Source organism: Dietzia sp., from assembly GCF_036741115.1.
GTDB lineage: Bacteria > Actinomycetota > Actinomycetes > Mycobacteriales > Mycobacteriaceae > Dietzia.
The window spans coordinates 1-12,067 of the sequence record NZ_DAINST010000085.1 but is presented as its reverse complement, the minus strand read 5'-3'; the positions used below and the strand labels follow the sequence as shown (position 1 = coordinate 12,067).

Below are 12,067 nucleotides of genomic sequence, written 5' to 3'. Positions count from 1 at the left end.
CCACGGGGAACTCGAGGCCCTTGGCGGTGTGGAGGGTCATAAGCGTGACCTCGCCGGCATCGTCTGCCGGGATCTCATCGGCATCGGCGACGAGCGAGACGCGCTCGAGGAAGGCCTCGAGCGAGCCAGGGGCCGCGATGCCCTCGTCGAGCGCGGCATCGAGTTCCAGGGCTTCGGCATCTGCTTCGGCATCTACTTCGGTGCCTGCCTCGGGGTCCGCGCCGGCATCGTTGCCGGGGTCTTCCCCGGCCGCATCCCCGGTATCCGCCTCGACGCTGCGGCGCAGTGCCGCCTCAGAGGAGAATTCCCGGGCGACGCCCACGAGCTCCTCGAGGTTGTCGAGCCGCGTGCCGTCCTGCGGATCATTGGACCCCTGAAGCGCATCGCGATAGCCCGAGTCGTCGAGGATGGCGTCGAGGATCTCCCCGATGTCGGGGAAGGAGTCCTCCCCCGCGACGTGACCCGCGCCGTGGAGCCGTGCGCGCAGGCCATCGAGCATCTCGACGAACGCCGAAATGGCCTTGACCGCGCGGGAGCCGAGGCCGGCCACCTTGCCCTCTCCGGCCTCGCGCAGCGCAGTGCCGAAACCGATGCGGCGCATCTCCGCGTGGGCGACCACCGCCTGTTCGGCCTTGTCCCCGATGCCCCGGCGCGGGGTGTTGAGAATCCGGCGCATCGACACGGCATCCTCTTCGTTGAGCAGCACGCGTAGGTAGGCGACGGCGTCGCGGACCTCCTTGCGCTCGTAGAAGCGCAGCCCGCCGACCACCTTGTACGGGATGCCGAGGCGCAGGAAGATGTCCTCGAGCACGCGCGAGGAGTTATTGGTGCGGTAGAACACCGCGACGTCCGAGTAAGAGGCACCACCGGAGTCGACGAGACGGTCGATCTCGCCGGCGATGTACCGGGCCTCGTCGTGCTCGTTATCGGCCACGTAGCCGGTGATCAGCGAGCCGTCGTCCGAGGAGGTCCACAGGTTCTTCGGCCTGCGGCCCTCGTTCCGGGAGATCACCGCGTTGGCGGCCGTGAGGATGTTCTGGGTCGAGCGGTAGTTCTGTTCCAGGAGGATCGACTCGGCGTCCGGGAAGTCCTTCTCGAAGTCCTCGATGTTCCGGATGGTCGCGCCGCGGAAGGCGTAGATCGACTGGTCGGCATCGCCCACCACGCACAGTTCGGACGGCGGGACGCCGTACTCGGGCTCCCCCTCGCCCTCGGCTCCGCCGACGATGGTGCGGACGAGCACGTACTGCGCGTGGTTGGTGTCCTGGTACTCGTCGACGAGAACGTGGCGGAAGCGGCGCCTGTAGTACTCGGCCACCGCGGGGTTGTTGCGCAGGAGGGCGACGACCTCGCCGATCAGATCATCGAAATCGAAGGCGTTCGCCGCGCGCAGCCGCGCTGCGTACTCGACGTATACGGTGGCGATGGTCTCGGCGTTGCGGTTCCCGTCCTGCTGTGCCTCGGCCAGCGCCTGCTCGGGGCCGACGAGTTCGTTCTTGTGGTTCGAGATCGCATTGGCGAGGTAGCGCGGGGTGAACTTCTTGATGTCGAGCCCCTGCTCCTTCGCGATGATCGAGAGGAGCCGGCGGGCATCGTCGCCGTCGTAGATGGTGAAGTTCGAGTTCCGCCCCGGAACGAGCTGGTATTGCGCGCGGAGGATGCGCACGCAGATCGAGTGGAAAGTGGCGACCCACATGCGGCTCGCCTCCGGGCCCACGAGCTCTGCGACTCGCTCGCGCATCTCCGCAGCCGCCTTGTTGGTGAAGGTGATGGCGAGGATCTGGCCCGGGTGCGCTCCTCCGACCTCGAGGAGGTAGGCGATTCGCCTGGTGAGCACACTGGTCTTGCCCGAGCCCGCCCCAGCGACGATGAGCAGTGGGCCGCCGCGGTGGAGCACCGCCTGCCGCTGCTGCGGATTGAGCCCCTCGAGAAGACGCTCGGAGCGCGCGGATCCCGGCTGCGCAGGTGTGGTGGAGCTCGAAGAAGACCAATCAGACATAGTGCGTTCGAGGTTACCGCCCGCCCCGACAGCCCCGTCCTCGCGAGGAGCGCGACGACCGGCAGGCACGCACAGCGAGGCGGCCACCCCGTGGCGAACCCCGGCGTACGTCGTCATCTAGCGGCAGTAAGCTGGGGCACATGAGTGATTCCGCCCGCGAAGATGCCACCGCACCCGGCGCTGCCGGCGGCCCGCACCTCGATCCCGCGGGCACGGACGATCCCCTGTCCGAGAGCGAGATCCAGGAGCTCCGCGTCGAAATCGACAGGCTCGACGCCGAGATCCTCTCGGCGATCAAGCGCCGCGCGGAGATTTCCCGGCGCATCGGCCGGACCCGCATGGCCTCCGGCGGGACGCGGCTCGTCCACACGCGCGAGCTCAAGGTCTACGAGCGCTTCGCAGAGCTGGGCGAGGAGGGCCGGATGCTGGCCCAGCTCCTGCTCCGGCTCGGTCGGGGAAGGCTGGGCTGAGGCCGCCGGCCGGCAGCCCCTGGGGCGTCGCGGGCCTCACGGCCGCCGCCGACCCGGCTGCGTCACTAAGCTGACTATCTGTGGAGTCGGGCACGCCCGATTTTCGCCCGAGCCCCGGACGAGGAGAGCAACGCAGTGAACGCCGAGAAGAGCCCGAACGCCGAGGTCCGCAACGAGGACGCCGAACCGGCCCGCGACCGGGCCCGAACCGACATCTCCACGACCCCCGAGTGGGAGGCCGTCGGCGGGCTCGTCGACTCGCTCGCCGAGACCTCGCTCCGCGGGCTCTTCGCCGGCGATCCAGGCCGCGCCGAGCGGATGACCACGAATGCCTGCGACCTCCACGCGGACTGGTCGAAGAACATCGTGACCTCCGAAATCGTCGACGCCCTGTTCGCCCTCGCCGAGCGTGCCGGGGTCGAGGCGCAGCGGGACGCGATGTTCGCCGGCGAGCACATCAACACCACCGAGGACCGCTCCGTGCTCCATACAGCGCTGCGCGTCCCCGAAGGCGCCTCGCTCGAGGTCGACGGCACGGACGTCGCCGAGCAGGTCCACGCCGAGCTGCGATCCATGCGCGAGTTCGCCGAGAAGATCCGCTCCGGCGAGTGGACCGGGCACACGGGCAAGCGGATCGATACCGTGGTCGGCATCGGGATCGGCGGGTCCGACCTCGGCCCCGTGATGGTCGACAAGGCACTGCGTCACTACCAAGCCGCCGGGATCCGGGCCCTCTACGTCTCGAACGTCGACCCCGCCGACCTCTCCGCAGTGCTCGCCGAGATCGATCCCGAGACCACGCTCGTCGTGGTCGCCTCGAAGACCTTCTCCACGCAGGAGACCCTCGCCAATGCACGCGCCGCGCGTCGGCATTTCGTCGAGGCACTCGGCGACGAAGCCGCCGTGGCCTCCCATTTCGTCGCCGTCTCCACCGCCGCCGAGAAAGTCGCCGACTTCGGCATCGATCAGGGCGCGATGTTCGGATTCTGGGACTGGGTCGGCGGGCGCTACTCAGTGGACTCGGCGATCGGGCTCACGTGCATGATCACGGCCGGCCCCGACGCCTTCGACGAGTTCCTCTCCGGATTCCACGCGATGGACGAGCACTTCCGCAGCGCCCCCGCGAGGGAGAACCTGCCGGTGATCATGGGCCTCCTCTCCGTCTGGTACTCGGACTTCCTCGGGGCCCAGTCGACCGCCGTCATCCCCTATGCCGAAGACCTGGGGCGGTTCCCCGCCTACCTCCAGCAGCTCACGATGGAGTCGCTCGGCAAGTCGGTGCGCAAGGACGGGGCCGACGTCTCGTACCCGACCGGGCTGGTGTGGTGGGGCGAACCCGGCACCAACGGCCAGCACGCGTTCTTCCAACTCCTCCACCAGGGCACGCAGCTCGTGCCGGTGGACTTCCTCGGCTTCGCCGAGCCGCTCGACGACATCGCCGCGATCGATCCGTCCGGCGAGGAGCGCGGCTCGATGCACGACCTTTTGATGAGCAACTTCTTCGCGCAGTCCCGCGTGCTCGCCTTCGGCAGGACCAAGGACGAGATCCTCGCCGAGGGCGTCTCACCCGAGCTCGCGCCGCACAAGGTGATGCCCGGCAACCGGCCCTCGACCTCGATCCTCGCGCCGCGGCTCACGCCCTCGGTGCTCGGGCAGCTCATCGCGCTCTACGAGCACTCCGTGTTCGTCCAGGCCGCCGTATGGGGCATCAACGCGTTCGACCAGTGGGGCGTTGAGCTGGGCAAGAAGCAGGCCGGCGAGCTCCTCCCCTTCCTGACGGCGGAGGCCGGATCGCCCGAGGCGCGCCCGGATTTCGACGGTTCGACAGATGCGCTGATCCGCGCGTACCGCGAGATGCGCGGGCGGGGTTAGGGGCGGGGGCTTCCGTCAGAGCATCTTTCGGGAGACAGGCTCGGGAAGGTAGCGCAGAGCCGGATCGACCACGGTCCACGGCAGCGACGGCACCGCCGCCTGCGCCGGTTCACGGTCGATGGCCGCGACGAGCGATGCGACGCCCTTGTCGAAGTCGGCCTTGAGCGGGCTCTGGTTCTGGGTGGTCATGTCGGTGTCGATGTAGCCGGGCAGGATCGTCGAGACGACGATGTCCGAGCCGCGCCTGCTCTGCTCGGCGTGGATGCCCTGCGCGAGAGAGGTGACGAACGCCTTGGTCGCCGCGTAGGTCGTCTCGGCGCCAAGCATGCCGCGGCGCGATGCGATCGAGGAGATGAAGACGAGGTGCCCGGGTCGGTTCGACCCGCGCAATAGCTCAATGGCGACCTCCGCCTGGTGGAGCGTGCCGAGGACGTTGACCTCCGCGGTCTGCGCGTTGGCCCAGGACTTCCCCGAGCCGACGGACGCGCCCTTGCCGAGCCCGGCATTGAGCACGAATCGATCGATGCCCCCGAGCGAGTCGTCGAAGCGGGTGAAGACCTCGCGTACGGCCTCAGAATCGGTGACATCGAGCTCGGCGACCTCGACCTGGATCGAAGGATTCTCCGCGAGAAGTTCGGCCTTGAGCGTCTCGAGATTGCCGAGCCGTCGTGCGGCGAGCGCGAGGTTGTGCCCCTTGGCCGCCCAGGTTCGTGCCATACCCTCGCCGAGCCCCGCGCTCGCGCCGGTGATGAGGATGTTCTTCCGCTCAGGGATGTGCTTCTTCTTTCGCCCGAACATGTCTCGCCGACGATCCATGTGCTTTCCCCGCCCTTCTCCGTTCGCCAGTGTTTTCCCTGCCCTCTTGCGCTCTCACATCGTGATCGGGATCATTCCCGGAAGCTGAGCGATGGGGACGCCCAGGCTGAGGCGACGCCGCGAATCACGAGCTCGAGCCGGTGCGCGCCGAGGTACTTTCATTTCCTAGAATATACGCCGGGACCAGGATAGTTACTTCTTCGAACATGTTTTCTTCCTCGCCCCCTTGGCAGAGGACTCCAATTGATTCTGGCCGGCCGGGAACTTTTTGCACCTGATCAACACCTCAATACAAGCTTCCCTGTCGGCGGCCTGACCCGCGGGCGGGAATTCCACCCGTCCCGACAACGAATGGAGCGAGACCGTGCCGCCAGCACAACCGAATTCCTGGGTCCTCTCCATCGATTTCGGGACGTCGAACACGGCCGCCGCGCACACCGGTGCCGTGAGCGATTCGATCGAGGCGCTCCAGCTGAGCCACGACCGGACCACGATGTCCTCGGCGGTCTTCGTCGAGTCCCCGCGCGACGTGGACACCGGCAACGTCGCCTACGACAAGGCGCAGCGCAACCCGAGCGGCTACCTCGCATCCCCGAAACGGACGGTCGCGCAGGGCACGACGTTCGTCAACGGATACGACGTGCCGGCGCATATCCCGATCGGCGCGGTGCTCGGCAGCGCTTTCCGCCGGGCGATCGCCGCCCACGATGGGCAGCCGCCGCGCGAGCTCGTACTCACGCACCCCGAAGCGTGGACCGAAGGTGAAATCGAGATCCTTCTCCGCGCCGCATCCGAGCTGGGCCTCGATCCGCAGCACATCCGGACCGTCTCCGAGCCACGCGCTGCGGCGGCGTACTATTCGCGCGGCAGCTCGCTGTCTCCGGGCGATTCGATCGGAGTCTTCGATTTCGGTGGCGGCACGCTCGATGTCGCCGTGCTCCGTGCCACCGGCGACGGGACATTCGATGTGGTCGCCGCCCGTGGTGACAATCAGGTCGGCGGCAAGAACTTCGATGCCCGAATCCGGGCGTGGGTCGACGAGCAGCTCGAAGACTCGCACCCGGGAACTCTCGAATTCCTCCGCACGCACGCTTCGGTCGAACAGATCCACGCGCTCAACGATTCGATCCGCCGAGCCAAAGAACTACTGTCCGAGACCCGCACGGCGACGATCAGTATCCCTTCCGACGGCGAGAACGTCCGGGTGCAGGTCACGAGGGACGAGTTCGAGTCGATCATCGATCCCACCCTCCGCCATTCCTACGAGCTCACCCGCGACACCCTCATCGCCGGCGGAGTCTCCGGCCCATCGGACCTCAAGGCGCTCTACCTCACCGGCGGCTCGTCGCGGATCCCCGCGGTGCACAGCATGCTCGCCGCCCTTGGTCCGATCGCCAGGCTCGACGACCCGAAGACGGTCGTCGCGCAGGGTGCACTCGCCACCGCGGTGCCCGTCCTGCGGGGGCTCGGTGCCGGATCGAAGGGTCCATATGGTTCCCACGCCCCCGGCACCCGAATCGATCCGGATTCACCCGGCAATGCCCCGTCTGCGACGGGTGCATCCCGAAAGCGGCGTGGGATCCTCGTCGGGGCCGCCGCGGTGGTCGTCGTTCTCGTCCTCGCGGTGAGTGGGTTCTTTGCCGTCCGCGGGTTCGGTTCGAATGACGGCACAGGTCCGACCGCGGCGGGGCCTACCGATTCCGACGCTCCGCTGGTCGATACGCAAGACATCCTCGATGCCCTCCCGCAAAAGCTAAGCAGCGAGATCGATGGGTGCAATGTCGACGGTTCGACGACCGGAGGCGGCCGCGAGGTCATGTGCACACTCGTCGAGAATTCGCCGCTCATACCCACGGATACCGATTCGGCCGGCAAGAAGTACGTGTGGCTGGCCGTCGACAAATCCCAGGCCGAGTCGGAGATTCTCAATATCCGAGATGGATCCATCGCGGACACCTCCGACGAGATCGATGAGTTGATCGAGAATTCCGCCCGCGATGCAGCCACAAGAGTGGTTGGGGTCGAAGGGAACAAGAGCGATCCGCTGAGCATCCGATACGCGAATACCCGAACCGGGATCTTGTTGAAAAGCTCGGATTTCTACCAGCTCGACGACGTCAAGATCTTCCTCAACAATGCCGGCCTGATGGCCTGAACGGCCGCCGGCTCCGACCAGAACTTCACGATCACATCGGATGAACGGAGAAACAATGTCCATCTGGAAGAAATCTCTCGCGCTCGGGGCGTGCGTCATGCTGTCGCTCGCCGCGTGCAGCCAGGACGGCTCGAGTGACGAGGCGGCGGAACCCACGGTGGACGAAGCACTCCTCGACACCGGAGACAACCCCACGACTCCCCAGGAGCCGTTCGGCAAAGTCGAGGAGGACAACGTACTCGATTTCGAGACCCAGCGGATGGCCGAGTACGTCTCGCTGCCTTACGAGATCGATCCGGAACTCAGCGTCCGTGCCAGCTCACCCATCCAGAACATCCGCTCGGCGGTGCAGGCCGACGGCACGTATACCGGCGCTGCGATATACAAGGGCAATGACATGCTCTATGGATTTATGGGCTTTGGCGAGACCCCGGCGAATACCGCCGAGGACAAGCCCACGCAGAAGGAGCTCAAGCATCAGGTGACTCGCTTTGCTGCTCCCGACGGGCCGGTCTCGACGGCTGACGGACTCGTGCAGTACTACCTCACCGGGGAGCCACCAGAGGGGGCCGATGTCGCCTCCATGGCCCCGGATAATCCCGAACTCGGCGATCCGCCGGTCGAGCCAGCCACTGTCGAAGAGGTCCCGGGCCACCCCGACACTCGCGCCTTCTCCCGGCAGAGCTTTGACGAAGGAAAGATCGAGGTTCGTGCCTATACACCGCACGGTGATTATCTCTTTTCGGATACCCTCACCGTCGCGCCAGAACAGAAGCAGTGGGCACTGGAGACACTCGCTCATTCCGTCGACGTCCAGGGTCCGATGATCGACCAGTTCCTCGGAATAGAGACGAAAATGAATCCCCGGCCCGAGGGTTCTCCCGAAGTCGACAAGACCGTCGACCAGGATCACATCCTCATCTACACGATCCCCAGCGACGAAGACAGCGCCAATCTGAATGGAGCGGGCCGCGCAGTTTACGGGCCCCGGGGTTACTCGCATCTCACAGAATTTCAGGAACCGGTTTTCGAAGCCCTCACCGAGGCTGGAGTAGAGAACGTCGCGGTGTGGGGCACCGAGGTCATGCGAGCAGCGGGCGAAGACAAGGCCAAGACGCTCTTGGATCAGCTGATCCGCATCGAGACCGACGGTGGGGCAAAGGTCAAGGAATCTCCGGCGGGGCTCCCTACCGCCAAGTGCATCTCGGACGCGATGGATTTCGGAATCGCCAACCAGTGCTACATCCGAAATGGGCGGTACATCGCGGTCTCTTCGGCCCTCGACGACATGAAAAAGGCCCATCAGGACATCTCTGCCGAGTACAAGATCCTCCAGCAGGCAGATCAGAATGCCTGATCTAGGCGGCCAAGCCTCCGGGTGGGATCTCTGCGTCGATTTCGGTTCCTCGGCGACTGCGGCGGCGCAAGCGGCAAGTGGTAGCGCGGACACCGCAGTTCTTCCTCTGGGCAATGACTCCGCGACACTGCGATCGGCGATCTACATCGAATCGCCCGAGCGCATAGCCGTCGGCGATGTGGCCTACGACAAGGCGCAGCGTAACCCCACCGGATTCGTCCCGTTCCCCAAGTTCGCCGTCTCCCAAGAAATGATGCACGCCGGTGGGTTCGATGTTCCGGCAGCGGTCGCGATCTCCGCGATTATCGGCTCCGTCGTGGAGAGGGCAATGGGATCCCAAGGCGGTAGTCCGCCTCGGCGCCTCATTCTCACGCACCCCGAGGCCTGGACGCAGCGGCAGGTCGGCGTCCTTGTCGAGGCCGCTCGGCGACTCTCGCTCGAGGGGACCGAGATAGTCACCCGTTCTGAGGCACACGCTGCGGCCTCCTACTATTCGAGGTCGAAGCACCTCCCTGCGGGTGCGACGATCGCCGTCGTCGACTTCGGTGGCGGCACCCTCGATGCCGCCGTGCTGCGGTCGAATGAGGACGGATCGTTTACGGTCCTGTCCTCGAATGGCGCCGCCGACATCGGCGGTCGGAACATCGATGCGCTCATGCGCGCCCTCCTCGACGAGAAGCTCACCGTTTCCCGGTCAGACGTGCTCGGCTACCTCCGCACCCAGGCCGCGCCCGACCAGCTCTTCGCCCTCGACAACTCGATCCGGCGTGCCAAGGAAACACTGTCCGAGGCCCGGTCCAGCTCGATCGTCGTGCCGACGCCCGGCGGAGATCCCCTGTCAGTCGAGGTCACCCGCCCCGAGCTCGAGCGGGCCATCGGCCCGCTTATCGGGGCTGCACGGGACCTCACCGCCCGCACGCTCTCCGAGGGCGGAGTGAACTCCCCGTACGACCTCGAGGCGCTTTATCTCGTTGGCGGTTCCTCGCGGGTCCCGCTGGTGCACCGAGCGCTCGCGGACCTCGGCCCGATCGCCACGCTCGACGACCCCAAGACCATCGTCGCCCAGGGCGCACTCGGCGCCACCGCACCCGTCGCGCGGCACCTCGCGGGATCGGTGGGTTCGCCAGCCGGCGGCCGGCCGGCGGATGACGCCGCGACGGACAGCGACACGACGGCCGGCGGCGATGAGAGCTCGAAGCGAAAGCGGCGCCTGTCGATCATCGCCGCGGCGCTCGTCTGTGTCGTCGTTCTCGTCGCGGCTGGGACGTTCGCCGTCATCCACAACAGCAATGGAGACGGCAACGGCGAGGCCGCGAATGAGACGCCCGCCCCAGTCCTTCCCGCCAAATACGAGAAGGACCTGCGCGCTGCCCTTCCTGCAGAGCTGTCCGAGATTGTCGTCGGATGCGAACCGTCCGGTGAAAGCAAGTACGGCGGGGTCACCTTCCGCTGCGACGTGGATGAGCAGAAGTCTCCCGTCAAGGACGCGTTCAAGTACGGCGACGGATCCGTGGACCTCACAGCAGACGAAGGCGAAGCCGAGATCGAGCTGAACAAGGTCACGATGATGACGGGCTCGTCGTACTACTCGGACGCGGGATCGAAACTGATCCAAAGTCCGGACGAGCTCACCGCGGCCCGGATCGAAGGATCCACAGAGACCTCGATGCAGGTCTCGGCAGCGAACACGGAACTCCATGTCGTGCTGGAGTGCTTCGACTTCGCGTCTCCGGAGAAGGCGCAGGAGTTCCTCGAGAAGACGGGGATCCTGCCGACCTCATAAGTAGAGACCCCACCGCTTTTCTACCCCTGGCACTGCGGGCAGAAGAACACCGTCCGCGCGAACGGATCGGCGTCGGCGGGATTTCCCGTGAACTCGGAGAGCTCGCTCGCGCGGATTTCGGCTCCGCACCGCCGGCATTGCTCGCCGCCGCGGCCGTACACCCAGTGCCTGCTGCGCGGCCGGTCGATCCCGGTGAACACCCGGATCTGTCGCCGCACGTTGACGGCCATAGTCTTGCGCGCGAGCAGCAAAAGCGGCTCGAGCCCGCCGGCGGAGTCGACCTCGGCGACCGTCCGAGCCGGATCCACGCCGCGCAAGAAAAGCAGCTCGCTTCGATACTCGTTGCCGATCCCGGCGACGAGTCGCTGATCGAGCACCGCCGCCCCGATGGCGCGCGGACCCGCGGTACGCAGGCGCCGCAGCGCCTCGGCTCCGCTCCAATCACCGACCCGAAACGCCTCGCCCGGACGCGCCTCCCCGAGCAGGTCAGGGCCGATGTGCGCGACCCGAGACGCCGCTTCTTCGGCCGTGAACACATCGAGCTCGCCGAGCTCGACTCCGACGGCCTCGCGTCCGTTCGCCGACCGAAGCACGACCCGCGCGAGAAATGCCGGGAACGGCCACCGCTCCCCCGCGGCGTGGACGAACCACTTCCCCTCCATCTTGAGGTGCGCGTGGATGACGGCGGACGGAGCTCCTTCCCTGGCCTCTTGCACCTCCCCGACATCGATGAACAGGTGTTTGCCCACCGCGCGGGCGCCGAGGACGTGCCGGCCCGCGAGGTCGACTTCGGCGAAGCGCGGCACGCGGATGTCGGTGCGCGTGAGTTCGCGTCCCGCCATCGCCTCGTCGATCTTCGCCGCGGCGCGGTGGACCGAATCGCCTTCAGGCACGGGTGCCCCCGTACCCCGCGCGCAGGCGAAGTCCCTGCGGCACCGCTGCGAAGCCGGCAGCGCGCAGGTGTTCCGCCCACGGAGACGTCGATGCCGCGTCCCCGTTGATACTCGCCACCGTAAGCGTGCCGACCGACCCCGAGCGCACCTTCGCAGCCAGCTCCCTGGCGGCGAGCGCCACCGGCTCTGCCCGCTCCGTGAACACGAGCATCGTTTTGCCGCCGCGCTCTAGGTAGAAGGCGAGCTCGCCATCGACGAGCACGACGAGGGCCCCGGACCGCCGCGCCGCGCGGGCGCCCTCGCCCGGCGGTTCGGGCCACGTGAGCGCCGCGCCGTAGGGGTTCGCCGGGTCGGTCGCGGCGAGGAGAAGTACCTCGGGAGTGTCCTGGCCGCGCGACCACGTGCTTGCATCGGCTGTGGCCTCGAAAGCACGCAGGCGGTCGATGGTCGAGCCGTCCGCGAACTGGGATCCGCCGAGGCCTTCGATGTAGTAGCCCCGGCGCGGGCCGCCGGAGTCCTCCATTGCCGCGAGCACCTTGTACACGGCGGCGAAGCCGCCGGCCACTCCCTCGGATTCCACTGCCCCGCGGGTGACGACCCCGTGGCGCGCGAGCACGAGTTCCGCCGCGGCGTGCGCGCGGAGGGTGGGATCGCGCTCCGGCTCGGGCATCGCGGACCAGCGGCCGGCGAGCACCGGCGGGGTACGCATCCCCGTGCCGATG

The 12,067-nt window shown here is 67.1% G+C and carries 9 protein-coding genes; 5 read left to right on the top strand and 4 right to left on the bottom strand.

The genetic code is table 11. The features are described from left to right. The coding region (locus tag V7E05_RS11990) for an ATP-dependent helicase (RefSeq protein ID WP_333619881.1) at positions 1–1,999 on the bottom strand (1,999 nt) is incomplete at its 3' end. A gap of 140 nt (positions 2,000–2,139) precedes the next feature. Here V7E05_RS11990 and V7E05_RS11985 point away from each other — a divergent pair. Both V7E05_RS11985 and pgi read left to right on the top strand, forming a co-directional pair. Further along, positions 2,140–2,469, top strand: coding sequence for a chorismate mutase (locus V7E05_RS11985; protein ID WP_333619879.1), 330 nt, complete (start codon positions 2,140–2,142; stop codon positions 2,467–2,469). A gap of 213 nt (positions 2,470–2,682) precedes the next feature. Continuing rightward, on the top strand, positions 2,683–4,341 hold the full coding sequence (gene pgi, locus V7E05_RS11980; protein WP_333619880.1) for a glucose-6-phosphate isomerase: 1,659 nt from the start codon (positions 2,683–2,685) through the stop codon (positions 4,339–4,341). A gap of 15 nt (positions 4,342–4,356) precedes the next feature. Here pgi and V7E05_RS11975 read toward each other — a convergent pair whose 3' ends face one another. Then, positions 4,357–5,157 (bottom strand): SDR family oxidoreductase, encoded by an 801-nt coding sequence (locus tag V7E05_RS11975; RefSeq protein WP_333619878.1) that lies wholly within the window; start codon positions 5,155–5,157, stop codon positions 4,357–4,359. A 364-nt stretch (positions 5,158–5,521) separates the two neighbouring features. Here V7E05_RS11975 and V7E05_RS11970 point away from each other — a divergent pair, with 364 nt between their 5' ends. The 3 genes from V7E05_RS11970 to V7E05_RS11960 are packed head-to-tail and all read left to right on the top strand — an operon-like array spanning position 5,522 to position 10,452. Beyond that, positions 5,522–7,312: an Hsp70 family protein gene (locus tag V7E05_RS11970; RefSeq protein ID WP_333619877.1), complete on the top strand. Its 1,791-nt coding sequence runs from the start codon at positions 5,522–5,524 to the stop codon at positions 7,310–7,312. Between the two features lie 55 nt (positions 7,313–7,367). After that, the gene (locus V7E05_RS11965; protein ID WP_333619876.1) at positions 7,368–8,669 is read left to right on the top strand and encodes a DUF7373 family lipoprotein; all 1,302 of its coding nucleotides are present in this window, start codon (positions 7,368–7,370) and stop codon (positions 8,667–8,669) included. Beyond that, the gene (locus V7E05_RS11960; RefSeq protein WP_333619875.1) at positions 8,662–10,452 is read left to right on the top strand and encodes an Hsp70 family protein; all 1,791 of its coding nucleotides are present in this window, start codon (positions 8,662–8,664) and stop codon (positions 10,450–10,452) included. Before V7E05_RS11965 ends, V7E05_RS11960 begins: the two co-directional genes overlap by 8 nt. A 20-nt stretch (positions 10,453–10,472) precedes the next feature. On the opposite strand, the gene V7E05_RS11955 is transcribed toward V7E05_RS11960, so the two are convergent. Beyond that, entirely contained in the window at positions 10,473–11,345 is an 873-nt protein-coding gene (locus V7E05_RS11955; protein ID WP_333619874.1) for a DNA-formamidopyrimidine glycosylase family protein, read from the bottom strand. Beyond that, positions 11,338–12,067: Lhr family helicase (locus V7E05_RS11950; RefSeq protein WP_442891671.1), on the bottom strand; the 730-nt coding region annotated here is incomplete at its 5' end. The genes V7E05_RS11950 and V7E05_RS11955, both read right to left, overlap by 8 nt.